Below are 25,376 nucleotides of genomic sequence, written 5' to 3'. Positions count from 1 at the left end.
AAAGGATACAACAATGAAAAATGGTGTTACTGCAACCGTAGAAGCTCTTTCTGCCCTCATTGCTTCAGGTAATCCTCTTTTTAAGAATGGTGCATTATGGACACCTCACCGCCCTATTCCCCCTGAAAAATCTGAAGGTGGTATTCCGTTTCAACTCGAGACATCCTTTAAAGCGGCAGGAGATCAGCCTCAAGCCATTAAAACTCTGGTTGAGGGAATTGAAAAAGATGAACGCACACAAGTGCTTTTAGGGGTTACTGGCTCGGGAAAAACCTATACGATGGCGAAAGTCATTGAACAAACACAACGTCCAGCTCTCATCTTAGCTCCCAATAAAACTTTAGCGGCACAGCTTTATGGGGAATTTAAAAGCTTTTTTCCTCACAATGCTGTCGAATATTTTGTTTCTTATTATGACTATTATCAACCAGAAGCCTATGTTGCACGCTCTGACACTTATATTGAAAAAGAATCCTCTATTAATGAACAAATCGACCGGATGCGCCATGCTGCAACACGCGCCGTCTTAGAGCGTGATGACGTTATTATTGTTGCATCTGTCTCCTGTATCTATGGGATTGGCTCGGTAGAAACCTACACAGCCATGACCTTCCAAATAGAAAAAGGGGACAAACTCAATCAACGAAAACTCTTGGCTGATTTAGTCTCTCAACAGTATTATCGACAAGATATCAATTTCACTCGTGGTTCCTTTCGTGTGCGAGGAGACACAATTGAAATTTTTCCAGTCCACCTTGAGGATCGAGCATGGCGTATCTCGCTCTTTGGCGATGAAGTAGAAACAATTACGGAATTTGATCCTCTCACAGGACAAAAAACAGAGGACCTTCAATCTATTAAAATTTATGCCAATTCACACTATGTAATACCGCGTCCAACCTTAAATCAAGCCATGAAAGCCATCAAAATGGAACTGGCTCAACGTCTTGATGAATTGAATGCTGCTGGACGGCTTTTAGAGGCACAACGCTTAGAACAACGTACAATTTTTGATTTAGAAATGTTAGAAACAACGGGTTCATGTCCGGGAATTGAAAATTATTCACGTTATTTAACTGGACGAAATCCTGGTGAACCACCACCAACCTTATTCGAATATATTCCACTCAATGCTCTTGTTTTTATCGATGAAAGCCATGTAACGATTCCCCAAATTGGTGGCATGTATCGCGGTGACTTTCGCAGAAAAGCCACTCTCGCAGAATATGGTTTTCGCCTTCCTTCCTGTATGGATAACCGTCCTTTGCGCTTTGAAGAATGGGACGCTATGCGCCCACAAACAATTGCCGTCTCCGCAACACCAGGACGTTGGGAAATAGAACAATCCCATGGTATTTTTGCTGAACAAATCATTCGTCCAACAGGGCTTGTTGATCCAGAAACAGAAATTCGTCCAGCACGCACTCAAGTTGATGATGTTGTCAATGAAATCCGTAACACAATTCAAAAAGGCTACCGTACATTGGTCACTGTCCTCACCAAGCGCATGGCCGAAGATTTAACGGAATATCTCCACGAACAAGGTATTCGCGTCCGCTATATGCATTCCGACATTGATACATTAGAGCGTATTGAAATTCTTCGCGATTTGAGGCTTGGTACCTTTGATGTTCTCATTGGAATCAACCTTCTTCGAGAAGGTTTAGATATTCCAGAATGTGGTTTTGTTGCCATACTCGATGCCGATAAAGAGGGTTTTTTGCGCTCAGAAACTTCGCTCATACAAACCATCGGACGCGCCGCACGCAACGTAGATGGTCGGGTTATTCTTTATGCCGATACAATTACGGGCTCTATAGAACGTGCTTTACAAGAAACACAAAGACGTCGACAAAAACAGATAACCTATAATAAAGAGCACCATATCACACCAACCAGTATCAAAAAAAATATCGACGATATTCTCAATGCAGGCAATGAAAACCAAAAAACTCTTACAAGGATTTCTAATTTTATCACGCAAAATAATATGGATCACAACAATTTAGCAAGCCATATTCAATCACTGGAAAAATCAATGCGTAAAGCAGCAGCAGATCTTAATTTTGAAGAAGCAGCTCGACTTCGTGATGAAATAAAACAACTCCAGAAAATAGAACTAGAAATCGCGGATGAGCCTTTAAAATAGTACAGAAAACACCCCACTCATGCTCCCATTAACTCTTATAAGGGGTACAAATCTTGCTCACGAAGATTCAACCATAGACACTAACGTTTTGAAAAACCAAAAAAAGAAAAAATACTTGAAAAACTTCAAATATAAATCTTTTTAAACAATTTTTTCTTATTAAATATATTATACTAAAAAGCGATAAGATTTTCTAAAAACATTTCTAAATTCCCAATAAGGAATAAAAAATTAAAGAAAATGTTTTTATGACCATAAGATTTGATGTAATAAATATATTTATCGTTTTTTATATTGCATAAAAACCAAAAAACATTCGACTTGCACCTGATAAAAATAACGTTCTTTTAAATAAAACTCATTTTAAAAAGATTCTCATCTCTCTTGAACTATCTCAATGTCAAAACCTATCACAAAATAAAGAGATCATAGATATACAACCCCCTTGTACTTTTATAAGTGTAAAGATGATGCAGCATATCATTTACGAGCAATACACTGAAGTTTCCTTGAAAAAAACACGAAATATTTTTTAATAAGTGCATGCAAAGTATAATAGCGTTTTATTTTAAATAAAAATCATGTCTTTTAAGTTAAACTATAAAAATAACCTAAAGAAATACATAATATTTTCTTCTAAATACAGTGAATACTTTTGAAAAGTGTAAAGTCAAATTTAAAAGAATACTCAAGATGGAAAATATATTTTTATTTTTACGCCTTCATATGGTACCATTTTTATTAATCAAAAAAATATGCTCGTTTAATACATTTTAAAAGTTGAGGGATGCATCCATAAAAATAAACAACAAGATTCTTAAATTTTCTCTACAAAGCACCTCTTTTTCTACCAGCTCTCTGTTAATGAAAATCAATACAAAGTTCTCGAAAACATATAAATAATATACCAGTCAAATAAATACGGAAACTTAATTATAAAAATCTTTATGATAACCCTTTGCTTTTTTGGTAAGCAAATTGTAAATCTCTTGAAGAAAAACATCTTGCTCACTGATTTTTCTTCCAAATCTACAGAAAAAACTTAACTTATCGAAAAATGAAGAATGATCTATGCACTTTAAAATATAAAATATTTTCTTATCATAAAATTATAACTCTATGATAATAGAGGTAATATCTTTGATTCATATTTTTGTTTTTTTAAGTTATATGGAATCGTATGATGCAAGAATTATCTCTTCAATAAAAAGTTTTGTTATTTTTGTAGAAAATGAGACTTTATAGATATAATTTTTGTCAGTTAACATAAATAGAGTGTTTTTTTATGAAAAAAGATCTTTATTCCTCGTTTATTTTATCATTTTTTGTCAACCAAATAGCTCTTTATTCGTTTTGTCAAAATAAAGCCAAAAGTCATTCAGATTATATTCAGTTTGTCACGTATATGATGTGAAAAAATGTGAATTTAAGTTAAGGAGTGTCGCTATGAAAAAATCTACTAAACTAGCGGTATTATCAGCGATATCAGCAGCAACCATTTTGGTGCCAATAGGTACAGCGCTTGCAAATAGCCAATGGATGAATAGTGAACATCCTATTGAGAAGCAAATAAATGATATGAGAAACGGTATGAATAAGCAAATAGAAGATATGAGAAAAGGAATGAATGCGCATTTCCCTTCTTATAGTTCTAACAGCCGTTCTACTGTTGAAAGACATCATTCCTCTCATTCTCATCCTCACCGCCATGTTGACCATAAAAGGCGAGAACATCATCGTCATCATGTTGAACGCAAAACATATCATTATGTAGAGCGCAAAAAAACAACACATCATCATATACATCAGCATCATGTAACGCGTAATAACTCAGGAGATGCTTTAGCAGCAGGTATTCTTGGTCTCGCGGCCGGAGCAGTTCTTGGCAATGTTTTGAAAAAAACAGAACAGCCACAAATTATCTACCAACCCATGCCCCAAAGGCAAGTCGTATATCAAGAGGTTCCGCAAGTGGTGTATCAACAAGTTCCTCAAACCCAAATCATTTATGAATCCCAGTCAACAGCTACATACCAACCACTCCAGCAACCATGGACGCGTGGCTGGCTTCAATATTGCAAGAAAAAATACCGTTCATTTAACCCCCAAACAGGTACTTTTCGAGGCTATGATGGACAAGACCACTTTTGTTATGCTCCATTGAACTAATATTTTTGCTTTGGTTCAGAAAATTTTGAGTGACCCCAAAACGCTTTAAAGTGTTATGGGGTTATGTATTGAGCTCTTGAAGAAAAGGATTCCACTGACGCTCATAGCCTAGATAACTTCCAGGACCATGCCCACAAATGAAACGAACGTCATCCCCTAAAGGTAAAATTTTTTCTCGAAGTGATCTCATCAATTTTTCATGCGAACAAAAAGGAAAGTCTGTACGTCCAATAGAACCACGAAAGAGAACATCACCCAATAAAGCAAAACGTTCTTTTTCATTAAAATAAATAACATGACCAGGAGAATGCCCTGGTGTATGAAAAACCCTAAACACGTGGTCAGAAAAATGAACACTATCGCCATCTTCTAACCATTGATCAGGAATACAAACAGATGCATCCGTGATACCATAGCTTCTTGCACTCTCAACCACAGCATCCATTACAGGTCTGTCATCGCAATGCGAACCGATAATTTTAACGCCAAGGTCCTCTTTTGCTTGCATTGCTGCTCCCACATGATCAAAGTGACCATGCGTTATCCAAATCGCTTCAACCGTAATACCTTTCTTTTCAATAACCTCTTGAATTCGACGCCAATCTCCACCAGGATCCACTAGAACCCCTCCTTTTTGTTCTGTATCAAAAAGCAGGGTGCAATTTTGCTGAAAAGGCGTAACGGGAATAATGTGGGTACTAAAATGACTCATGAAATCCTTTTTAAAATAAATCTTTTTAAGCTTACAAGAAACATTTCCTTCATTCTATAGGATAGCCTGCTCGACAGCTTTATGCAACTTATGTAAAGTTAAATCTTTTGAAAACGTCGTTTAAAGGTTTTGAAGAATGACCAATCACGTTCAAGTTTTGTGTGACGATGCACCCCACCTTCTTGTGATTGATGATGATACACGTATTCGCAATCTTTTATTGCAGTTTCTCATTAAAAATGGATTTCGTGTTTCAGTTTCAGCCAATGCCAATGAGGCAAGAAAACTATTGGCAAGTTTAGATTTTGATCTTCTTATTGTTGATGTCATGATGCCTGGTGAAAACGGTATTAGCCTTACCTATTCACTCCGCCAAACAAAAGATGTTCCTATCCTTATGCTGACAGCTTTATCCGAAACGGACAATCGTATCCGTGGATTAGAAGCAGGCGCAGATGATTATTTGGCTAAGCCATTTGACCCTCGTGAACTTCTCCTTCGTATCAACGCCATTTTGCGACGCGGTTTTCCCCTTAGCCAACCCAAAATTGAGCAAATCGTTTTTGGTCCTTATATATTTTCAATTTCACGGCGCGAACTCAAAAGGGGAGGAGAAATTATTAAATTAACCGATAAAGAACAAAAAATGATGATTATTTTTGCAGAAAATGCAGGAAACATTATTCCGCGTCATCAATTTGCAATGGATGACAACACGATCGGTGAACGTGCTATTGATGTACAAATCAACCGCCTTCGTCGTAAAATCGAAAGAAATCCGGCTCTGCCTATATGGCTCCAAACCGTACGAGGAATAGGGTATAAACTCTCAATTGAATAGGCACAAGAATGATCAAACCTTTAAGATTTTTTTTTCGATGGTTAACGAAAAAGATGCCTAAACGGCTTTATGCCCGCTCTTTGATCATTATTATTGCTCCCATGGTGCTTCTGCAAACAGTCATTGCTTACGTCTTTATGGAACGTCATTGGCAAATGGTAACTGAGCGTCTTTCAACGGCTGTCGTGCATGATATTTCAGCCATTATTGATATTATTGAAATGTATCCGCAGCAAGATAACTATGAAGATATCAAGCGTATTGCACAACAACGTATGGGATTAAATATTTCTATTCTCTCTCCTGCCCCCTTACCCCCTCCAGGACCTAAGCCATTTTTTGCAATTCTTGATTATTTTCTCAGTGAAGAAATCACCCGCCAAATTAACCGTCCCTTCTGGATTGATACCGTAGGAGATTCTGATCTTGTTGAAATCCGTATTCATCTTGGTCACAATATCTTGCGTGTCTTTGCGCCACGCAGCCAAGCCTATGCTTCCAACACTGCTATTTTTTTAAGCTGGATGGTAGGAACGGCTCTTGTTTTATTGCTGATAGCAATTTATTTCTTGCGCAACCAAATAAAACCAATTCAACAACTCGCTGAAGCAGCTGAAAGTTTTGGACGAGGGCGTCCCTTACCAAAAGGATTTCAACCGCAAGGAGCCGATGAAGTTCGTCGCGCTGGCATTGCTTTTTTACGCATGCGCGAACGCATTGAACGCCAAATAGAACAACGCACTATGATGCTCTCAGGCGTAAGCCATGACTTAAGAACTATTCTTACACGTTTTAAACTTCAGCTCGCACTAGCAAATACTGACTTTGATATTAAACCGCTTGAGCAAGATGTCAATGATATGCAAAATATGTTAGAAGATTATCTTGCTTTTGCCCGTGGTAAAGGAAATGAAAGTGTCAAGACCTTTGATTTAAATACTCTTATGCAAAAATTTTCCACTGATGCTCATCTTCACAAACGTCAATTTTCTTATACCATTGAAGGCGCTACACAAATACAAGTACGCCCCCGTGCTTTCACCCGCTTGGTTAGCAATCTTGTCTCAAATGCATTTTGTTACGGCACAACGGTTATACTAACAGCCAACTCTCAACAAGAATCTTTTATATTGATCATCGACGATGATGGACCTGGAATTCATAAAAATATGCGCACAGAAGTTTTTAAACCTTTTTTCAGAATTGATAAAGCACGAAATCAAGATGCAAGTGGAACAGGACTTGGTCTTTCTATTGCTCAAGACATAGCACGCAGCCATGGTGGAAACATACAACTCGATGAGAGCCCTCTGGGGGGATTACGCGCTATTCTTGATATCCCCCTATAAGCAATCTTTCAGCAAACCATCTGTAAAAAATACCAGGCTTGATATTTTAGGCATTCCCTACAGTTTCAAACAAAGTGTATTGCAGTGCCTTGTAAGCGCTTTCTCCCGATAAAGCCACCATCTGAAAGGCAACATAATGGCTTTCACAGGCTTTAAGGGCGTGTATCAACAATGTTTCAACCTGTATATGGGATGGGTGCACACCACCAGCTAAAAGAAGACCTTGCCGATAAATAACCGAATTATTTCTTTGCCAGTAATCAAAATGTCCCAACAATAATTTTTCATTAATCGCTAGCAATAAGCGTTGTATTTCGGCTGTTCGAGCATTTTCAATAGAAAGATCAAATGAACAAGCCAAATGAAGTGCTTCCTGCTCTTCCATCCATGAAAAAGCAAGATGATAATTTGCCCGTTTTCCTTCCACACAAACACTAATTTCATCTTGTGCATTCCGCTCAAACGACCAATCATATTCACAAGCCATCTGTTCGATAAAGTCAACAGGATGCTCTTTTCTTTCTGTGGCGCAAAATGCAAGCCTCATCACAATCCTCAATCATCTACATTGTCAACAGAATACAAACCACTTAAATTGTAACAATATTTTGTTACAATCAAAACCTTTACACCAAACAAATACACATTAAAACATTGATACTACCCCCCCCCAGAACACTATCGCACTCTCTAGGGTAACCTGATTATCATAAAACGAATCATCAAGTCTTTTCAGTGTATTGATACAATTCCATAGCGCCAGCCCCCCTGATTCAAAAAAATGCATTTTACCCCCAAAAAAATTAAAAATAAACAAATGCTCCGCTCTAACAGACGCAAGATTAAGCATTTTTTAGTTTCACGCATCATATTGAAAAATTGGGGATATTTTTTTAGAGAAACTATTTTATTTTTTTTTGTGTCTGCTTTTTTCCAAATTATCTTTTTCTAGATCATCAAGACGCCTTTTTAAATCAGCATTATCAGCATGAACCTTCAGCACCATCTCCTTAAAGGTCTCAAATTCTTCGCGTGAAACGAGATCAAGTTTGTTGGCTATCTTTTCAGCCTGCACACGAAAAGCTGTTCCAGCTTCACGTCGTACACCTTGCGCGACGTCAGCGGCATCTGTTGCTAATTTTGCTAATTCATCAAGAATACGGTTTGATCCATTACGCATAACATTTTTCCTTAAATTTTAATTATTGACGCACACATTATAGCGTATTCTCATAACATTTAGATACTGTAATTTGTTCCTTTTACCCTATTTTTGTCCTATTGTACCAATTTTTCATGATAATTTTTTACCGTAATAAACTAGTGGAAATCTATTCCCCTTTTTGAGTTGTTTTCTTCCTGACTTGACCGTTACGCATTCATCTGTCATTTCTGATCATAAGAGTCACTTCATATCCATCCCATATAATGTAAAGTGCTTAATTCATGAACAATCTTGTCTGTCCAGCCATTGCTTTTCCGTCTTTTCTTGACCCTGTCATTATCCAACTAGGCCCCATAACACTTCATTGGTATGGACTTGGTTACGTTGTGGGTATTCTTTTTGCTTGGTGGTATGCGCAAAAATTATTAAAAAAACCATCTCTATGGCATAAAAACCACCCTCCTATGACTAAAGAGAAGATCGGAGATTTTGTTGTCTGGTCTGCAATCAGTGTTGTTGTCGGAGGGCGTTTAGGACAAGTTCTTGTATGGGATCCTCTTTATTACTTTAGTCATCCAAGTTCTATCATTGCCGTATGGGATGGGGGAATGTCCTTTCATGGTGGTCTCATTGGCATTATCATTGCAATGATTTTGTTCGCTCGTAAAAATAACATCAACATACGATCTATGTTTGACATCATTGCTGCCGGAGCTCCTATCGGTATCGGCATTGTACGAATCTGCAATTTCATCAACCAAGAATTATGGGGCAACGCTACCACACAACCTTGGGCAGTTTGTTTTCCTCTAGATCCTTACTATTTACCGCGCCATCCAAGCCAACTTTACGAAGCATTCATGGAAGGATTTATTCTCTTCATGATTCTCTTCATTGTTATTTTTACCTTCAAAGCATTCAAACGCCGTGGAACTGTGTCAGGAATATTTATTATAGGTTATGCAATCGCACGCAGTATTTCAGAAGTTTACCGTGCTCCTCAAGAAGATCCAGAATGGTTTTCGACCCTTTTCCATTCTACAGGCTTTACTTATGGCATGGCTTTATCTCTTCCCATGCTTCTTTTAGGGTTTTATCTCCTCCTTCAAGCATTTAAAGACAAATCTACCGAAAATGACACCCCTCAAAGAAAAAATTAAAGAAATTATCGCATCTCATGGTCCCATTACTGTCAGTGAATATATGACATTGGCGCTCACAGATCATCAATTTGGTTATTATCAAACACAAAGACCTTTTGGGCGCACTGGTGATTTCATTACAGCGCCTGAAATAAGCCAATTATTTGGAGAGATGATTGGCATTTGGGCCCTTGCGAGCTGGAAAGCGCAAGGCTGTCCTCATCCTTTTATTCTCGCTGAGATAGGTCCAGGACGTGGAACTTTGATGGATGACATTTTGCGAACCATCCAAAAACTTTCTGCAATAGCATTTAATGCTGCTGAAATTTTTCTGATTGAAATAAGTAAAAAACTCGCAAAAGAACAAAAACAGCGTCTTTTCTCTTATCAAAAAAAAATCCATAGCATTGAAAATCTTAATCAAATTCCTCCAAAACCTCTCTTCCTCATTGGTAATGAATTCCTCGATACACTCCCCATCAACCAATATATTAAAGTCAATGGGGAATGGAAAGAACGCTGTATTACAATCAATCAAGATGGAGATTTCATCTTTATTGCTGCCCCGCATAAGCTTCCCTCTTCTTGTCTACAAACCTATTGTTCTAAAGTCCCCGACGGAACAATTTTCGAACATGCCCCCTTGCGACATCAATTTATGCAACAAATCAGCAACCATTTAGTACAAGTAACAGGTTCTGCTTTGCTTATCGATTATGGGGCTCGTGATCTTGCCTTTGGTGATACTTTGCAAGCACTCTCAAAACATAGATTTCGTGATGTTTTTGATGCCCCTGGTGAACATGATTTAACATCCCATGTTGATTTTTCTTTTTTAAAAAATATAGCCCTTGAACAAGGCTGTTTTGCTGAAATCTTCGAGCAAGGAGAATTTCTTTTAAAAATGGGGCTGCTAGAACGTGCACAACAACTCGGAGCGGGAAAAAGTGCTTCCTTGCAAGACAAAATCCGCCAAGATATCGAACGGCTCGCTAGCCCAGATCAAATGGGTAAACTATTTAAAGTTTTACATTTCAGTGATAAAAATATACCCATACCTCCCCAATTTTGATGATCAGTAATTTTGTCAATAAGTACATCATTATCCGAAATATTCATTAACAAATACAAACATCTCTTCCACTTCAAATAATCTCATAAGGAACTTTTATGAAGCTTATCCATCATCCTATCCTCGCAAAAAATCTTTCCCCTTTACACATCCATGGGATAAAACATGGATTTTTTACACGTCAAGCTGGTGTTTCAAAAAATTTTTGTCACAACCTTAATGTCGGAAAAGGTTCAAATGATCAACCTGAACATATTGTACAGAATCATCTTTTGATCGCTAATTATTTTTCTATTGAGGTACAAAATTTCGTCACGGTCAATCAAATACACTCCTGTAACGTTGTCGTAGTAAATCAAGCTTTTATTGACGAGCCCCCCAAAGCAGATGCTCTTGTTACCTCCACACCAGGACTTGTTATTGGGATTCTTACAGCAGATTGTGGCCCAATACTGTTTGCTGATCCTCAAGCTGGCGTCATCGCCGCAACGCATGCTGGCTGGCGCGGAAGTTTAAATGGAATTATTGAGAAAACAATTGCTGTTATGGAAAAACAAGGAGCCAAAAGACAAGCAATAATAGCAGCCCTTGGACCTTGTATTGGGCCACACTACTACGAAGTAACAAGTGAATTTTACAACCAATTTATTGAGTGTCATAGCGAGTTTCAAAAATATTTTTTAAAAACAGAAAAAGTCAATCACTTTCATTTTAATCTATGGGCATTTATTACAAATCAACTCAAAGAAGCCGGTGTTAATGCTTCTTGCGTAGAGCTTTGTACCTATCAAAATGAACAGAATTTCTTTTCTTATCGACGTGCAATACACCGCAACGAACCTGATTATGGGCGGCAAATTTCTGCTATTATGTTGAAATAAACATTTTTTACCTCACAAAAGTATCAAAACCGCCAATAAAATAATACTAATAACATAAGTAAGCTTTTTTCTAGTATGACCTTTTTCATAAAAATTCTTATTGGCTTCACAAAACATGAAAACTGTAGCTATGAGAAATAAAACGAATTCTTCTTTTCAATGTTTGCTTATAATAACCTTTAACACGTAATTATTTAAATATAAAATATTATTGAAATTGTTTTCTAAATCAAGCAATTGAAGAAAAAGCTAAATTTAATCATTTAGAAATATCTTTATTGTTTTTACTTTCTCTACAAATAATGACACATCAATTAAAAAAAACATTTAGAAATCCCAAAAAATAAAAAACATGACACGCATTACAATGAAAACAAGTAATATATAAAGGTTCATAAATATATATCTTTAAATTGTGAAATAAAATTCATCATATTGTGGACGATCTCATTTTAAAAATAAGAGAGCATACCTATTTAACTGAAATTTTGTAACAAAGCCCTTTAAGCGATCTTACTTATTAATGATCACAACAGATACAATGAATCAGTCTCTCTCTATCAGAGAATTCCCCCGTACAAATAAACCGCATCCTCTGTTTTTTCTTAACAATTTCAAGAATTAATTCTAAAAGAAACAAAAATTTTGGAAAAAGAGAAAACATACCGCATAGCTCTTTAATAATTATCGATAAAATTGTAAGGCTTTTGTAATTGTTTTCTTGCAATTTAATAAAAAGAAATTAAAAACCGTGTCGCATTCCTACCATGATTATTCAGAGGTTCTACTATGAAACTTTTCTGCGGAAATTCTAATCCACGCCTAGCTGAAGATGTTACAAATTATCTGAACATACCTTTAGGCAAGGCCACTGTAAAGCGCTTTGCTGATCAAGAAATTTTCGTAGAATTGCATGAAAATGTACGGGGACAAGATGTTTTTGTTTTGCAATCTACATCTTATCCTGCAAATGATCATTTGATGGAATTGCTCATCATGATTGATGCCTTGCGTCGTTCTTCTGCACGTCGTATTACAGCCGTAATACCTTATTTTGGCTACGCCCGCCAGGATAGGAAACCTGGACCACGAACTCCCATTTCTGCAAAACTTGTTGCCAACCTGATTACTGAAGCAGGTGCTCATCGCGTTTTAACGTTGGACCTTCATGCCGGACAGATTCAAGGTTTTTTTGACATCCCTACGGATAATCTCTATGCTGTTCCAGTCATTGCTCGCGATGTCAAAATGCATTATTCTCTTGAAAATGTTATTGTTGTTTCACCTGATGTGGGTGGTGTGGTACGCGCTCGCTCACTTGCCAAGCGCTTAAACAGTTTGCTTGCTATTGTAGATAAACGTCGTGAACGTCCCGGTGAATCAGAAGTTATGAATATTATTGGAGACGTATCGGGAAAAGATTGTCTTTTGCTGGATGATATTGTTGATTCAGGTGGAACTTTATGCAATGCAGCCAGTGCTCTCCTGAAACATGGTGCCAATAGTGTCACAGCTTATATCACGCACGGTGTTCTTTCTGGTACTGCAATCGAACGCATTACCAATTCAGAAATGAAAGAATTGGTTATTACAGATTCAATTATGCCAACAGAATCCATTGAGAAAGCTCATAATATTCGTGTTTTACCCATTGCTGATCTCATTGGAGAAGCAATCGCTAGAACAGCAGCAGAACAATCTGTCTCAAGCTTATTTGGTTAAAGTGGTTCTTTGGGATCTCCGGGTGCTGTTTCGACACCCAGATTGGGAAATGCAACAATGCGTTGACCACTAAAGTGCGTATGAATAACAATGAGTCCGCGCTCTTCAAAGTAGGTTAAAAGTCGGCGTGCACGGCTTAAAGAATGGGTCCCATAAAGACGGGCTAAAAATGCATCGGATGGGCATGGCTTCCCGCTCAATGCGGCCTGTGCCACATTCAAGAAGACTCCTTGAACATCATCTTCCAAACTTTCTGATATCTGCAGAATATGTTTCCAGTGCTCACTAACAGCTGTTTGTTCGTCGACAAAAGCTTGAGCAATCGCCAATTTACGCCGAAATTGTGAAAGATTAAAAGGAACCTGTGACATACCATGAATACGGCAACGAACTGAAAAATCTTGATAAAGCACCGCTGTTGAACGATAAAAAGCCTCAGGGTCCTGAAGAATTTCCCGAATAACATGTTCTGCTTGACGATCAAGCTCAACATCAGAAAGTTCAGGAAATAAACTTAGAGGTTCTTCCAACGCCTCTTGTTTTTTATGCACGACCTCCTCTAACATTTCGTGCATTGATTTTTCTCTCACTGGCTCTCGTATTTGTTTAAATGGCGTTAAAATTTCCTCTGGTGAAGGAGTAAAAACGAGTTCTTGTATATCATCTCGCTCTGTTGGAAGGGGCATTAATTTAGGGCTAGAAGAGCGTGCTAAAGTTTCAACCGAACCAATGATAATTGGTAAGGGACGTCGTGATAAAGCAGGGCCTAAAGCGATAAAATGTCCCCGCTCAAGATCTCTAAACATTTCCGCTTGACGACGCTCCATTCCCAAAAGATCAGCCGCACGCATCATATCAATATCTAAAAAAGTCCGCCCTATTAAAAAGTTTGAAGCTTCAGCAGCAACATTTTTAGCAAGCTTAGCCAAACGTTGTGTCGCAATAACACCAGCAAGACCACGTTTGCGTCCTCGACACATAAGATTGGTCATAGCGCTCAGAGAAATTTTACGCGCTTCATCGGAAACTTCTCCTGCCGCAGTTGGAGCAAACAATTGTGCTTCATCAACCACCACAAGCATAGGATACCAATAATCACGCTCCACATCAAACAATGCCCCAAGGAAAGCCCCCACAGCACGCATCTGTTGTTCGGTGTCCAATCCTTCAAGATTAAATACCACTGAAACCCGATGTTGCCGAATGCGATGGGCAATACGCGTCAACTCTAATTCGCTGCGTTGAGCCTCCACAATCACATGACCAAATTTATCCGCCAAGGTTACAAAATCGCCTTCTGGGTCAATCACACAGTGCTGCACCCACTGAGCACTTTGCTCTAAAAGACGGCGCAAAAGATGTGATTTCCCTGAACCGGAATTACCTTGCACAAGAAGACGCGTCGCCAATAACTCTTCCAAATCAAGAAGTGCTGGCATCGATTTATGCAAAGCACGACTCTCTGATACCTCACCTAAGGCAATTTCAACCTTCATAACATCTCCAGTGTTTGATTTTAAATATATCAGCGCCTATCGGTTGATTCTCTATCCGTACCGCGATTTGTAACATTTCCTCCTTTTTAACGGTAGAAATCATCGATTTTTCCCACAACTCTTGCATCTATGAATAGTTTGAATTATAGAACAAACTTCTACGTAGACACCCTTGGAGGCAACGTAGAATGGAGCAATCGCTGCTTATCAGCGTATATCTTCATATCCATGCAAAAACTTTTATTGTTTTTGAAGGATCTCCAATCATGTAAAAAGGACTTAAATTATGAGTAAAAGCTACACTCTTAAGGCCGAAAAACGCGAGCGGGTTGGTAAGGGGTCCTCCCGTGAACTTCGCCGCAACGGTCTTATTCCTGCTGTCATTTATGGTGAAAAACAACCTCCTTTGGCAATAACAGTTCCCTATAAAGAAATTTTCTACAAAATCCATGCTGGTGGCTTTCGTACCACCATTGCAACAATTGTTCTCGACAAGCAAAAAATTATGGTCTTGCCAAAAGATTATCAATTAGATCCTGTGCGTGACTTTCCCTTGCACGTCGATTTCTTACGCATTTCAGCAAAATCCGTTGTAGAAGTGAATATTCCTGTCCACTTCCTCAATGAAGATACAGCACCTGGACTTAAAAAGGGTGGTGTCCTCAATATTGTTCGCCACGAAATTGAATGTACGGCTCCAGCCAATGCTATTCCTGAAGCCATTGAAATTGATCTCTCCAGCTATTCTATTGGCGATTCTATTCACATTTCAGCTGTGCAACTGCCAAAAGATGTGACACCCATTATCCAAGATCGAGACTTTACCATTGCAACCATTGCAGCTCCTGCTAGCTTGGATGTCAGTGATGAAACTTCTGAACAAGAAAAGGATGAAGGCGAGACGCAAACTTCATAAAACTCAACAGGCGGGAATTTTTCCCGCCTTAATTTATGCCCCCTCTCACTTCGACTAAAGGTACACATGTGGCTTATTGCTGGTCTTGGCAATCCTGGTTCACAATATCGAAATAACCGCCATAATATCGGTTTTATGGCTGTTGATGCTGTTTATCAGTCCTTTTCTTTTTCTCCATGGTCGAAGAAGTTTCAAGCAGAAATCTCCAATGGTTTCATCAATAATGAGAAAGTTTTTCTTATAAAACCGCAAACTTTCATGAATCTCTCTGGTCAAGCTATTGGCGAAGCTTTGCGATTTTATAAATTAGATTTGAAGAACTTGATCATCATTTATGATGAGTTAGACCTATCTCCGGGAAGAGTTCGTATAAAAATCGGAGGAGGAAATAATGGGCATAATGGTATTAAGTCTATCGATGCTCATTGTGGTACTGACTATTGTCGTATACGTATAGGAATTGGTCATCCTGGAAGCAAAGAACTTGTTCATCAGCATGTTTTAGGAAATTTTACCAAATTTGATCAAGAATGGTTATCCCCTCTCTTAGATGCACTTGCAAAAAATATTGCTCTCCTCATAAAAGGTGACAAATCTCTCTTTATGAATGAAGTTTCACAGACAATAAAAAACAAGAACTTACTCTAATCGCTTATTTCTCTCATCGGCAAAAAATCAACTCTTCTCTATAGAAGTTTTATATAACATATTGATTTATAAAATTAATTGTTTTGTAAGCTGAATAAAAACGCCCAATATCATAAGGTTCATTTCAAATCTATTGATAACGAAATAATCAAAACCATTGGCTTACACCTCAAAAGTTGAACGGTTATACGGATAAACTCTTGAAAAAAGAAAGAAAAATTCCTACTATAAGTCTTCTCAAAGGCAAAGCCTGTTGGGACAACATAAAAAGCTGGCAAATAGCATAATGATATTTGTACATACCTTTTGAAAAAGAGAGAGCTATACTCTCTTTTTGAAGAAAGAGAAGATTGAATAGCAAACCAAAATACTCAAATGGCTCTCTCCAATCTTCTCCCTAGAATTAAAAATCATCTGGCTGAATGGTTGATTGTAGTGGATCGTAGCCATTAGTTTGTTGGCTGTAAACTGTAGGCATACTCCTATTGTTTTGCAATACCACGACACGCGAACCAACGGGAACACGATCATAAAGATCAATGATATCTTGATTGAGTAAACGGATACACCCGCTTGATATAGCACGCCCAATTGACCACGATTCATGTGAACCATGAATACGGAAAAGTGTATCTTTCCCATTTTTGAAAAGATAAAGCGCGCGCGCACCCAATGGATTATCAGGTCCTGGTGGCATTCCTTTCCCCAAATGACCATAACGTTCTGGTTCTCGAGTCATCATTGCTGCAGTAGGAGCCCAATTTGGCCACCGACGCTTGCGCTGTACAACCCCCTCACCTTCAAATGCTAGGCCTTCTTTACCGACCCCAATCCCATAACGCAAAGCTTTTCCATTTTCACCAATAAGGTAAAGAAAACATTCTTGCGTATCGATAACCAATGTTCCAGGGGGATAAGATGTATAATAAATAACTTCTTGTCGCCAATATTTTGGATCAATTGTCGCAAGATCAACAGCAGGTAACTGATAAGTCTCATCGGTTACAGGACCATACAAAGCCTGTATTTCTGGTGGAATGTATCGAGCTTGTTGAAAAGAAGCCGATGACATATCTGACTGATGTGTAGCACATCCAGCTAAAGCTAAAAGTGCTGCAATTAAAAAGGCACAACGAGATAACACTCTTCTATTTTCTCCGAGTTAATTATTTATGTAGATTTGCGTACCATGAAAAACTTAGCACACTATTAACATTAACTCGAAGTTTTCTTAATTATTAAGATAAAAAAGCAGATTATTTGCCACTGTAGACTTTTTTCTCGTTTATCTCAACACAAAGACTATGACTCTTTTGAAAATATGCTATAGAAAAGAAGCTTTATCTTGACCATAAATCAATAGAAAAGCCATAAATCAATAGAAAAGAAAGACTCTCATGGGCTTTAAATGCGGTATTGTCGGATTACCTAATGTTGGGAAATCAACTCTTTTTAATGCATTAACCAAAACAGCCACTGCACAGGCTGCCAATTATCCTTTTTGTACCATTGAACCCAATACCGGTGAAGTTGCTGTTCCAGATTTACGAATGGAAAAAATTGCATCGATTGCAGGTTCAAAAGAAATTATTCCTACACGTATTAATTTCGTTGATATTGCGGGGCTTGTACGAGGTGCTTCAAAAGGTGAAGGTTTAGGGAACAAATTTTTAGCCAATATTCGCGAAGTCGATGCTATTGTCCACGTTTTACGCTGTTTTCAAAACGAAGATATTACTCACGTAGAAGGACGTATTGATCCTGTTTGTGATGCGACAACAGTTGAAACTGAACTCATGCTTGCGGATCTAGAAAGTCTTGAGAGACGAATCGTACAAATTCGTAAACGAGCAACGGGAAAAGACAAAGAAGCTCTCACAATTCTACCCGTTATGGAAAAAGCATTAAATATCCTGCAACAAGGAAATCCTGTCCGTTTATTACTCAACGATATCTCTTCCGATGAACACTGCGTTCTTAAAAATTTGAATCTTTTAACTTCAAAGCCTGTACTTTATGTTTGTAACGTAAGCGAAAATGACGCCGCTCATGGAAATAGCTTTACCCAAACAGTAGAAAAAATGGCAATAGAGCAAAATGCGCAAAGCATTATCATTTCTGCTTCTATCGAAGCGGAAATCACACAATTGAGTGATGCTGAAGCATCAGAATATCTCGATGCTCTAGGACTCTTTGAACCAAGTTTAAATCGCCTTATTCGCGCTGGTTACCATTTACTTAATCTCATTACTTATTTCACCTGTGGACCTAAAGAAACACGAGCATGGACAATTCCACATGGTACAAAAGCTCCCCAAGCCGCTGGCGTTATTCACTCAGATTTTGAGCGCGGCTTCATTCGTGCTCAAACCATCAGCTACGATGACTATATTGCTTTGGGGGGAGAAAGCGGTGCAAAAGAAGCTGGCAAAGCTCGCGATGAAGGAAAAGAATACATTGTGCAAGATGGCGATATCATATTATTTAAACATAATACTTAAATCTTCACTCTCCCTTAATATTTTATCTTGAAGATCCTGTAATAAATCCATGGAAGATTGTTGCAAACACTCCCAAAGCTCTCTTGAACAAAAAACTGTTGCGATCATATTATTATGACAGCAACAGTTTCACCCATTAAAGAATGGAAATATCAAATTAGCGTATCCAACGTCCTTCGTATTTAAATGTTGGAGCGTTCTTCAAAGAATCCTTTGTTGCATTTGTAATAAGTTTCCACTTACCATAATCATTTGTCATCTGAATTGTTTCTGGAGAAACGACCACATAACTCTCCCCTATGCCAAGGAAACCGCCAACAGCAATCACAAACCCTACAATATTATTTTCACGTAGAATAATATCCTTTACTTCACCAATATTTTCATCTTCTATATTATAAACATTGGCGCCTATAAGGCTGGAAGCAACAAAATCCGTTGCTAAAGGTGTCACATAACGCACAGACTTATCGATCCCTACCTGTACAATACCCGTCGAAGAAATTATTTCAGGTTTAGAAGGCACTTCAAAAGACTGAGCATAAGTACTAGAAATCATCAAAATTGACATAAGAGTAGTACATGCAATTTTTTTCATTTTAACATCTCCGTTTTTACTTTGCTTTTACTTTATAAAACCTCAATGCATTATAAACAGATTTGTTCCTTATGCTCTTTATACTCTCTACTCTTTCAAAAGCAGTCAATTTATCCTTTTCTCTTTATTTCCTCTTTTGTTTCTTCCTCTAAACCAAACCAAATACGATTTTTTAAAATATAAACAAGCCCTGCAAAAATGATTAAAAATAAAATAACACGAAAACCTGTTTTTTTACGAATCTCCATATGAGGATCGGCAGCCCACATCAAAAAAGCAGCAACATCACGCGCATAATGCTCAACGGTTTGGGGAGTTCCATCTTCATAAGCAATCATATCATCATGCAAAGGAGGCGCCATGGTTAAAGAATGACTGGCAATAAAATAAGGATTATACCAATAACCATCTACAATTTCTATCTTCTTTGGTGCTTCCTGATATCCTGTTAAAAGAGCTGTAATATAATCTGGACCCGCCGTATCATAATGAGTCAATATATCAGTAATTAAAGCAGGAAACGGTAAAGATACACTACGTGCACGTGCTATCAATGATAAATCTGGAGGATAAGAACCATTCAAAACAAACTTTGCTTCTTCTTCGTTCATAAAGGGAGAAGGAAAATAATCCGTTGAAACCCCAGCACGTTTAAAAATTTTTCCTTCTCGATTGGGGCCATCACGCACTTCATATTGCCCTGCCAAAGCTTTAATCTGTTCTTGATCATATCCAAGAGCTTTTAAATGGCGAAAAGCCACATATTTTAGCCCATGGCAGCTGGAACAAACTTGTTTATAAACCTTTAACCCACGCCGCAATTGCGCCTTATCATAAAACCCAAATGGCCCTGAAAAACTCCATTCTTGTTTTTTAGGAATCTGTAAAGGAAAAGAAATAAATTCTTCCTCTTGATCAGATCGATCAGAGATATTACTCGCCAAACTCTGCGCAGAAAAGCTCATAGCAATAATAACAACCAGTCTGACAAAAACATTTACCATAGTCTCTTTTTCTTCTGTTTCAAATCTTGCATAATTGAAGAAGGAAGAGAACGGCTTTTTTCAAACCTAGGCAAAATCGGCAAAATAACCAAAAAGAATATAAAATAATAAACCGTAGCCAATTGCGTCCATAAAAGAATTCTGTCACTTATTTCCCTTGACCCCAACCAACCAAGAAAAACGACATCAATAACAAAGGCCCAAAAGAAAATTTTATAAACAGGTCGATATCTCGCTGAACATATTTTAGAACGATCTAACCATGGAACAAACATTAACACGAAAATCGAACTGACGAAGAGAACAAAGCCCACAAAAGTTGAAGAAAAAATACCAATATCAAAAGTTATAGCACGCAGCATCGCATAAAAAGGCAAGAAATACCATTCTGGAACCACACGAAGCGGTGCCTTTAAAGGATCAGCTACGCTATAATTTTCGGCTTGCCCCATATAATCGGGCATATAAAATAAAAACCAAGCAAAAAAGATCAGGAAAACCGTAATGGCAAAAATATCTTTGATAAGCGCATAAGGCGAAAACGGTACCGTTTCCTTCTCTGATTGTATCGCAAGACCCGTTGGATTTCCTTGCCCCACACAGTGAATTGCCCAAATATGAAGCCCTACAAAAAGAAGCAAAACAAATGATAAAACATAATGGAAAACATAAAAACGATTCAATGTTGGTTGTCCTACGCCATAACCACCAAGAAGTGTCTCATGCAACCATGCCCCCACCAAAGGTATCGTTTTTAAAAGCCCTGCAATCACTGAAGCGGCTGAAATAGACATCATCCCCCAAACAAGCACATAACCAAAAAAAGCAATTGCCATCATAATGATATAAATCAAAATCCCTGTGACCCACACCATTTCTCGCATATTTTTATAAGAACCATAATAAAGTCCGCGCGCCAAATGGATATAAACAGCAATAAAAAAAAACGAAGAGCCTACACTATGCCATGGACGAAAAAGCCACCCAAACTGCCCCTCACGCCGAAATCGTTCACCCGTTTCAAAAGCCAAATAAACATCTGGAACATAATGCATCGCCAAGACAAGACCCGTCAAGAGCTGTGCTAAAAGCATAATGGTTAAAATACCGCCAAATGTATAAAAGTAATTAAGATTACGCGGAACAGGAAAAATCACAAATGCATTATAAAAAAAACGAGGAAGAGGAAAACGCTTATCAAACCAACGGGCAAGAGCATTTTTAGGACAATAAGGAGGAAACCTTGTCATGGACTTATCCTATTTTGAGTAAAGTATCAGAAAGAAATTGGTAGGGCGGAATAGCTAAATTATAGTTCGCTGGACCTGAGCGCACTCTTCCAGCGGTGTCATAAACAGATCCATGACACGGACACAACCACCCTCCAAACTTACCCGATTGCCCAAGTGTTACACAGCCTAAATGCGTACAAAGATTAATGACAATAAGCCAATTTTCACGCCCTTTGCCGGCTGAACGTGCAAAATCCGTCGCTTCTTTTTCACCTTCAAAATTAGGATTTCGAGCTTGACGATCTTTTAGAAGACTCAAATTCACAGCGCGCGCATCAGAAATTTCTTTTGCCGTACGATTTCGAATAACAACAGGCTGTCCTCGCCACTTTACCGTTACCGACATCCCCTCTTCAATACCAGAAAGGTCAACCTCAACAGAAGAAGATGCCAAAACAGCCTCATCTGGGCGCAACTGACGGATAAAAGGCCATGTAACAACTCCCATGCCAACTGCTCCTGCAACAGCTGTTACCAAAAACAGAAAATCCCGCCTCGTCTGCTTACCCATTACCTTAACTTCAAAGAGACACTTTTCAAAAATATTCTTTTATCATAGCCTCACCCCTTGTACAATGACTGATCAATCCATTGTCTTAACCCATAAAATATCCCTGTAGAAAATTTCTGTTATTTGCATGATTAGCACAAAATGAGTTTAATGATAATTTATCGTTTTACAGAGTGAATAAGAAACCCAAATACCGTAAGTTTCTTGTATTTCAAATCTCTGTTCCTATTCAATCAATCAAAACCCTTCTCTTCCCTGATAAAAATGGAGAGAACAGGTAAATAAACACTCTTAAAGAAAAAACTTTCCTGTTATGGTCACATCTCAGTCAAAATGAATGATCCAACCTCATTAAATATCCTACTTTTCACCATAATAAGCCAATTCATTTCATGTATTGCTCAATCAAAGGAAATCATCAATCAAGAGATTTACTCTTATCTCAAACAAATCTTTATCCGTAACTTTTTCCCTTAAACTTAAAGGGCATAAAAACTAAATTATTTCTCAAAAATATTTTTCGAATCAATTACAGCACTTCTTTACAAAGTTGAAAAAAATCATATTACAGAGAACATGACACTTCATATAGCTCTTTTCCAACCTGATATTGCTGGTAATACTGGAACGATTTTACGTCTTAGTGCTTGTTTTGGTTTACATGTGCACATTATTGAACCCGCAGGATTTAATCTGTCAGATCGTAATCTCAAACGTGCAGGATTGGATTATCTCGAATATGCTTCCTTAGAACGACACATTGATTGGCAACATTTTATAAGCTCCATGAAACGCTTTAACCGCCGTCTGTTGCTTTTAAGTACAAAAGCAAAAACATGCTATACGCAGATATGCTATCAAAAAAATGATGTTTTACTTTTTGGTCGTGAATCAGCTGGTGTCCCCGATTACGTCCATGAATCTGCCGATTACACATTGAAAATTCCCATGCAACCACAGTCCCGCTCTCTCAATCTCGCCATGAGTGTAGCCATAACAACAGGGGAAGCCCTGCGTCAAATTGGTTATCATGAAGGAAACTGTAATCTATAAAAACACAACAATTCTATCAAAGCTTTAATAGAATAATCAAAATGTATGAACTCTGGTTCTCAAATAAGGAGAAAAAACTCATCTTTCAAGAATTTTATAAATCTTAAAAGCAGATACTTTTCAACGATACTTTTGAAATAAAGCCTCTAAAAGCGCATAAGCTATCCTATAAATAACAGTTAAAGCATACGACCTATCGTTTCCCGACAATCAAGGGCTGATCAAATAAACCGCTATAAAAGAAGAAGAATTCTTTAATTAAAGTCACTTCTCTCACAAAGCAGCAAGTGCCATTCTATTGCTCATTACATCCATTTCATATCACCACCTGTGAATGATTAAATATCCCTCATAGTAAGAACCATTTGACATCCCCCTCTTTATGCTCACCCAAAGAACAAACCGTTATTATTATTCTTTTTGTCAGTTCAAAATCTCGCAACACTCCTTACTTTGTTATGATTCATAAGAGGCATTCTTCCTTCCTATAACCGTTTTTCCTCACACGACCTCCCTCGCGTATAGCGCATAAAGCAATAATTTTTATTGATGTTATATGAACAAGTTTGAAATAAGATAATCTCACAATATTCGGCGCTCTTATTTCATATGAATAATGATAAATTCTTATTATAAATGAATATATTAATTTTTAAAAAAAACAACCGTACTTTTACACCCCTTATACCCCTATATTATAAATCAATTTTTTCTAATAATGCATGACGATCCATTAAAAATCCACTTTCAACCCATATCATTTCTAGTTCTTTAAGCTTTTTTCCTAAAAGGATACCTTTTGAAAAACCTTTTTTTATTAAATCGTTACCATTAATGGGAAAAGTTGGAATCTGCCATTTTTGAACAAGCTGATAAAGTTTGAGATAATCTTCTGTTTTTTGCAAAGCATCCCCTTTTTCTAGAGTATCGACATGTGATGCAGCGATAGATAAGGATAATTGATCTAAAACCGGCTGTCGCCCATGAAAATAAATCAGTTTTTGCACAAAATGATCAGAACAATTTTGGCTTATTATTTCTAACTCAGCCCATTCCTTTAATCGTGTTGTTTCCTTATGGGAAAAACGCAAGCGCTGTGCCATTTTATGAAGACGTATAGGATCAGGAGGAAGAAGACTTTCTAGCCGTAAAAATGGATCAACTTTCCAACCAAGTGTCTGTTCTGTTTCCACCAATGCGTGAATTGCATCAATGCCCCATTTTTCTGTTTCAGGAAAAATGAGTGACAAAATTCTGCTTTGTCGCATCCATAAAAGAGCACGTGTTGGATCAGAAGCCAAAAGAAGCTTTTTCATTTCTGCCCAAATACGCTCAGAAGAAAGTTTTTGTAAACCATCTTTTAAACGAACACATGCCTTCAATCCTTCCCCATCCGGTCGCCCCACTCCATACCATGCAAAAAAGCGAAAAAAACGTAAAATACGCAAATAATCTTCGCTAATACGATTTTCTGCAACACCGATAAAACGAACTGTTTGGCTTTCAATATCGCTCAAACCTCCCACATCATCATAAAGGTTGCCAGCAGCATCACAATAAAGGGCATTTATCGTAAAATCACGCCGTTCAGCATCTTTTTTCCAATCACGACCAAAAGCCACTTTTGCATGACGACCATCTGTTTCAATATCGCTGCGAAGTGTTGTGACCTCATAAGCACATGAATGCGCAACCACTGTGATTGTACCAAACGCAATCCCTGTAGGAATAGCTTTAAATCCAGCTTCTTCTACACGCGTGATAATCTGTTGCGGTAAGCAGGTTGTCGCAATATCAATATCACTAATAGGTTGCCCTAATAGTTGATTGCGCACCGCTCCCCCCACGATACGCGCCTCTTCCCCCTCTAAAGATAAAACACGAAGAAGTGTCTGGATATCACTTTTTTGTAACCATGCAACCTGTTTGAAGTTCTGTCTTATATTCACCCTTTAACCTTCCCAAAAAGTTGTCTTCATTGTTTTCAAGACCCCTCTTCATAAAACAAAATTTTTAAAACATCCCTTATAAAACCTGTCTTTTTCTTTCAGAAAAACTTTTCTCTTCGTCTATACGATTATGAAAAAAAGGCTTATGACACTTCTTATTTTCTGTTACAAACAATAAGATATCCGTTATCATACAGAGAAAATTA

The 25,376-nt window shown here is 37.8% G+C and carries 22 protein-coding genes; 12 read left to right on the top strand and 10 right to left on the bottom strand.

The window, feature by feature from the left end; translation table 11 throughout:
* Positions 1 to 13: 13 nt before the first annotated feature.
* The gene (gene uvrB, locus BTR_RS03540; protein ID WP_012231275.1) at positions 14 to 2,149 is read left to right on the top strand and encodes an excinuclease ABC subunit UvrB; all 2,136 of its coding nucleotides are present in this window, start codon (positions 14 to 16) and stop codon (positions 2,147 to 2,149) included.
* Positions 2,150 to 3,595: 1,446 nt separating this feature from the next.
* The gene (locus BTR_RS03535) at positions 3,596 to 4,318 is read left to right on the top strand and encodes a BA14K family protein (protein WP_012231274.1); all 723 of its coding nucleotides are present in this window, start codon (positions 3,596 to 3,598) and stop codon (positions 4,316 to 4,318) included.
* Positions 4,319 to 4,379: 61 nt separating this feature from the next.
* On the opposite strand, the gene BTR_RS03530 is transcribed toward BTR_RS03535, so the two are convergent.
* The gene (locus tag BTR_RS03530) at positions 4,380 to 5,030 is read right to left on the bottom strand and encodes an MBL fold metallo-hydrolase (RefSeq protein ID WP_012231273.1); all 651 of its coding nucleotides are present in this window, start codon (positions 5,028 to 5,030) and stop codon (positions 4,380 to 4,382) included.
* Positions 5,031 to 5,166: 136 nt separating this feature from the next.
* Here BTR_RS03530 and BTR_RS03525 point away from each other — a divergent pair, with 136 nt between their 5' ends.
* Positions 5,167 to 5,871 (top strand): response regulator, encoded by a 705-nt coding sequence (locus BTR_RS03525; RefSeq protein WP_012231272.1) that lies wholly within the window; start codon positions 5,167 to 5,169, stop codon positions 5,869 to 5,871.
* Positions 5,872 to 5,879: 8 nt separating this feature from the next.
* Positions 5,880 to 7,220: a sensor histidine kinase gene (locus BTR_RS03520; RefSeq protein WP_012231271.1), complete on the top strand. Its 1,341-nt coding sequence runs from the start codon at positions 5,880 to 5,882 to the stop codon at positions 7,218 to 7,220.
* A 46-nt stretch (positions 7,221 to 7,266) separates the two neighbouring features.
* Here the strand turns inward: BTR_RS03520 and BTR_RS03515 are convergent, their stop codons facing one another.
* Positions 7,267 to 7,767: a type III secretion system chaperone family protein gene (locus BTR_RS03515; protein ID WP_012231270.1), complete on the bottom strand. Its 501-nt coding sequence runs from the start codon at positions 7,765 to 7,767 to the stop codon at positions 7,267 to 7,269.
* Positions 7,768 to 8,127: 360 nt separating this feature from the next.
* On the bottom strand, positions 8,128 to 8,400 hold the full coding sequence (locus BTR_RS03505; protein WP_012231269.1) for an accessory factor UbiK family protein: 273 nt from the start codon (positions 8,398 to 8,400) through the stop codon (positions 8,128 to 8,130).
* Positions 8,401 to 8,666: 266 nt separating this feature from the next.
* Here BTR_RS03505 and lgt point away from each other — a divergent pair, with 266 nt between their 5' ends.
* The 4 genes from lgt (at position 8,667) to BTR_RS03485 (ending at position 13,202) form a co-directional block, all read left to right on the top strand.
* A complete protein-coding gene (lgt, locus tag BTR_RS03500; RefSeq protein ID WP_012231268.1) occupies positions 8,667 to 9,545 on the top strand; it encodes a prolipoprotein diacylglyceryl transferase in 879 nt (292 codons plus the stop codon).
* Complete coding sequence (locus BTR_RS03495) at positions 9,520 to 10,599, top strand: class I SAM-dependent methyltransferase (RefSeq protein ID WP_012231267.1); 1,080 nt, start codon at positions 9,520 to 9,522, stop codon at positions 10,597 to 10,599. The genes lgt and BTR_RS03495 overlap by 26 nt, the downstream gene beginning before the upstream one ends.
* A 98-nt stretch (positions 10,600 to 10,697) precedes the next feature.
* Positions 10,698 to 11,480: a peptidoglycan editing factor PgeF gene (gene pgeF, locus BTR_RS03490; RefSeq protein WP_012231266.1), complete on the top strand. Its 783-nt coding sequence runs from the start codon at positions 10,698 to 10,700 to the stop codon at positions 11,478 to 11,480.
* A gap of 789 nt (positions 11,481 to 12,269) precedes the next feature.
* Positions 12,270 to 13,202, top strand: coding sequence for a ribose-phosphate pyrophosphokinase (locus BTR_RS03485; RefSeq protein WP_012231265.1), 933 nt, complete (start codon positions 12,270 to 12,272; stop codon positions 13,200 to 13,202).
* On the opposite strand, the gene BTR_RS03480 is transcribed toward BTR_RS03485, so the two are convergent.
* Complete coding sequence (locus BTR_RS03480; protein ID WP_012231264.1) at positions 13,199 to 14,698, bottom strand: helicase HerA domain-containing protein; 1,500 nt, start codon at positions 14,696 to 14,698, stop codon at positions 13,199 to 13,201. The genes BTR_RS03485 and BTR_RS03480 overlap by 4 nt on opposite strands.
* A gap of 286 nt (positions 14,699 to 14,984) precedes the next feature.
* Between BTR_RS03480 and BTR_RS03475 the strand changes: the two genes are divergently transcribed.
* Complete coding sequence (locus BTR_RS03475; protein WP_012231263.1) at positions 14,985 to 15,614, top strand: 50S ribosomal protein L25/general stress protein Ctc; 630 nt, start codon at positions 14,985 to 14,987, stop codon at positions 15,612 to 15,614.
* A gap of 66 nt (positions 15,615 to 15,680) precedes the next feature.
* A complete protein-coding gene (pth, locus tag BTR_RS03470; protein ID WP_012231262.1) occupies positions 15,681 to 16,262 on the top strand; it encodes an aminoacyl-tRNA hydrolase in 582 nt (193 codons plus the stop codon).
* Between the two features lie 403 nt (positions 16,263 to 16,665).
* On the opposite strand, the gene BTR_RS03465 is transcribed toward pth, so the two are convergent.
* Entirely contained in the window at positions 16,666 to 17,406 is a 741-nt protein-coding gene (locus tag BTR_RS03465) for a L,D-transpeptidase (protein ID WP_012231261.1), read from the bottom strand.
* 253 nt (positions 17,407 to 17,659) lie between these two features.
* Here BTR_RS03465 and ychF point away from each other — a divergent pair, with 253 nt between their 5' ends.
* Positions 17,660 to 18,763 carry a redox-regulated ATPase YchF gene (gene ychF, locus BTR_RS03460; protein WP_012231260.1) on the top strand — a complete coding sequence of 368 codons (1,104 nt, stop codon included), beginning with the start codon at positions 17,660 to 17,662 and terminating at the stop codon, positions 18,761 to 18,763.
* 157 nt (positions 18,764 to 18,920) lie between these two features.
* Here the strand turns inward: ychF and BTR_RS03455 are convergent, their stop codons facing one another.
* From BTR_RS03455 to petA, 4 genes are all read right to left on the bottom strand, one after another.
* Positions 18,921 to 19,361, bottom strand: a complete 441-nt coding sequence (locus BTR_RS03455; protein WP_012231259.1) for a PRC-barrel domain-containing protein — start codon at positions 19,359 to 19,361, stop codon at positions 18,921 to 18,923.
* Positions 19,362 to 19,471: 110 nt separating this feature from the next.
* The gene (locus tag BTR_RS03450) at positions 19,472 to 20,365 is read right to left on the bottom strand and encodes a cytochrome c1 (RefSeq protein ID WP_012231258.1); all 894 of its coding nucleotides are present in this window, start codon (positions 20,363 to 20,365) and stop codon (positions 19,472 to 19,474) included.
* Complete coding sequence (locus BTR_RS03445) at positions 20,359 to 21,615, bottom strand: cytochrome b (protein ID WP_012231255.1); 1,257 nt, start codon at positions 21,613 to 21,615, stop codon at positions 20,359 to 20,361. The genes BTR_RS03450 and BTR_RS03445 overlap by 7 nt, the downstream gene beginning before the upstream one ends.
* 4 nt (positions 21,616 to 21,619) lie before the next feature.
* A complete protein-coding gene (petA, locus tag BTR_RS03440) occupies positions 21,620 to 22,168 on the bottom strand; it encodes a ubiquinol-cytochrome c reductase iron-sulfur subunit (protein ID WP_012231254.1) in 549 nt (182 codons plus the stop codon).
* 576 nt (positions 22,169 to 22,744) lie between these two features.
* Between petA and BTR_RS03435 the strand changes: the two genes are divergently transcribed.
* Positions 22,745 to 23,221: a tRNA (cytidine(34)-2'-O)-methyltransferase gene (locus BTR_RS03435; RefSeq protein ID WP_012231253.1), complete on the top strand. Its 477-nt coding sequence runs from the start codon at positions 22,745 to 22,747 to the stop codon at positions 23,219 to 23,221.
* A gap of 695 nt (positions 23,222 to 23,916) precedes the next feature.
* On the opposite strand, the gene BTR_RS03430 is transcribed toward BTR_RS03435, so the two are convergent.
* Entirely contained in the window at positions 23,917 to 25,170 is a 1,254-nt protein-coding gene (locus BTR_RS03430) for a CCA tRNA nucleotidyltransferase (RefSeq protein ID WP_012231252.1), read from the bottom strand.
* Positions 25,171 to 25,376: the final 206 nt, after the last annotated feature.

The sequence above is a fragment of the Bartonella tribocorum CIP 105476 genome, assembly GCF_000196435.1.
Lineage (GTDB): Bacteria > Pseudomonadota > Alphaproteobacteria > Rhizobiales > Rhizobiaceae > Bartonella > Bartonella tribocorum.
Note: the sequence above shows the minus strand (reverse complement) of the source record. Positions and strands in the feature narration are given on the sequence as shown.

Excerpts from the sequence above, each read along its gene's own strand:
- BTR_RS03525 (WP_012231272.1), top strand. The coding sequence starts at position 5,167 with ATGACCAATCACGTTCAAGTTTTGTGTGACGATGCACCCCACCTTCTT.
- BTR_RS03505 (WP_012231269.1), bottom strand. The coding sequence starts at position 8,400 with ATGCGTAATGGATCAAACCGTATTCTTGATGAATTAGCAAAATTAGCA.
- BTR_RS03435 (WP_012231253.1), top strand. The coding sequence starts at position 22,745 with ATGACACTTCATATAGCTCTTTTCCAACCTGATATTGCTGGTAATACT.
- BTR_RS03445 (WP_012231255.1), bottom strand. The coding sequence starts at position 21,615 with ATGACAAGGTTTCCTCCTTATTGTCCTAAAAATGCTCTTGCCCGTTGG.
- BTR_RS03480 (WP_012231264.1), bottom strand. The coding sequence starts at position 14,698 with ATGAAGGTTGAAATTGCCTTAGGTGAGGTATCAGAGAGTCGTGCTTTG.
- lgt (WP_012231268.1), top strand. The coding sequence starts at position 8,667 with ATGAACAATCTTGTCTGTCCAGCCATTGCTTTTCCGTCTTTTCTTGAC.
- BTR_RS03520 (WP_012231271.1), top strand. The coding sequence starts at position 5,880 with ATGATCAAACCTTTAAGATTTTTTTTTCGATGGTTAACGAAAAAGATG.
- BTR_RS03455 (WP_012231259.1), bottom strand. The coding sequence starts at position 19,361 with ATGAAAAAAATTGCATGTACTACTCTTATGTCAATTTTGATGATTTCT.
- uvrB (WP_012231275.1), top strand. The coding sequence starts at position 14 with ATGAAAAATGGTGTTACTGCAACCGTAGAAGCTCTTTCTGCCCTCATT.
- pgeF (WP_012231266.1), top strand. The coding sequence starts at position 10,698 with ATGAAGCTTATCCATCATCCTATCCTCGCAAAAAATCTTTCCCCTTTA.
- petA (WP_012231254.1), bottom strand. The coding sequence starts at position 22,168 with ATGGGTAAGCAGACGAGGCGGGATTTTCTGTTTTTGGTAACAGCTGTT.
- BTR_RS03450 (WP_012231258.1), bottom strand. The coding sequence starts at position 20,365 with ATGGTAAATGTTTTTGTCAGACTGGTTGTTATTATTGCTATGAGCTTT.
- BTR_RS03530 (WP_012231273.1), bottom strand. The coding sequence starts at position 5,030 with ATGAGTCATTTTAGTACCCACATTATTCCCGTTACGCCTTTTCAGCAA.
- ychF (WP_012231260.1), top strand. The coding sequence starts at position 17,660 with ATGGGCTTTAAATGCGGTATTGTCGGATTACCTAATGTTGGGAAATCA.
- pth (WP_012231262.1), top strand. The coding sequence starts at position 15,681 with ATGTGGCTTATTGCTGGTCTTGGCAATCCTGGTTCACAATATCGAAAT.
- BTR_RS03475 (WP_012231263.1), top strand. The coding sequence starts at position 14,985 with ATGAGTAAAAGCTACACTCTTAAGGCCGAAAAACGCGAGCGGGTTGGT.
- BTR_RS03535 (WP_012231274.1), top strand. The coding sequence starts at position 3,596 with ATGAAAAAATCTACTAAACTAGCGGTATTATCAGCGATATCAGCAGCA.
- BTR_RS03515 (WP_012231270.1), bottom strand. The coding sequence starts at position 7,767 with ATGAGGCTTGCATTTTGCGCCACAGAAAGAAAAGAGCATCCTGTTGAC.
- BTR_RS03495 (WP_012231267.1), top strand. The coding sequence starts at position 9,520 with ATGACACCCCTCAAAGAAAAAATTAAAGAAATTATCGCATCTCATGGT.
- BTR_RS03485 (WP_012231265.1), top strand. The coding sequence starts at position 12,270 with ATGAAACTTTTCTGCGGAAATTCTAATCCACGCCTAGCTGAAGATGTT.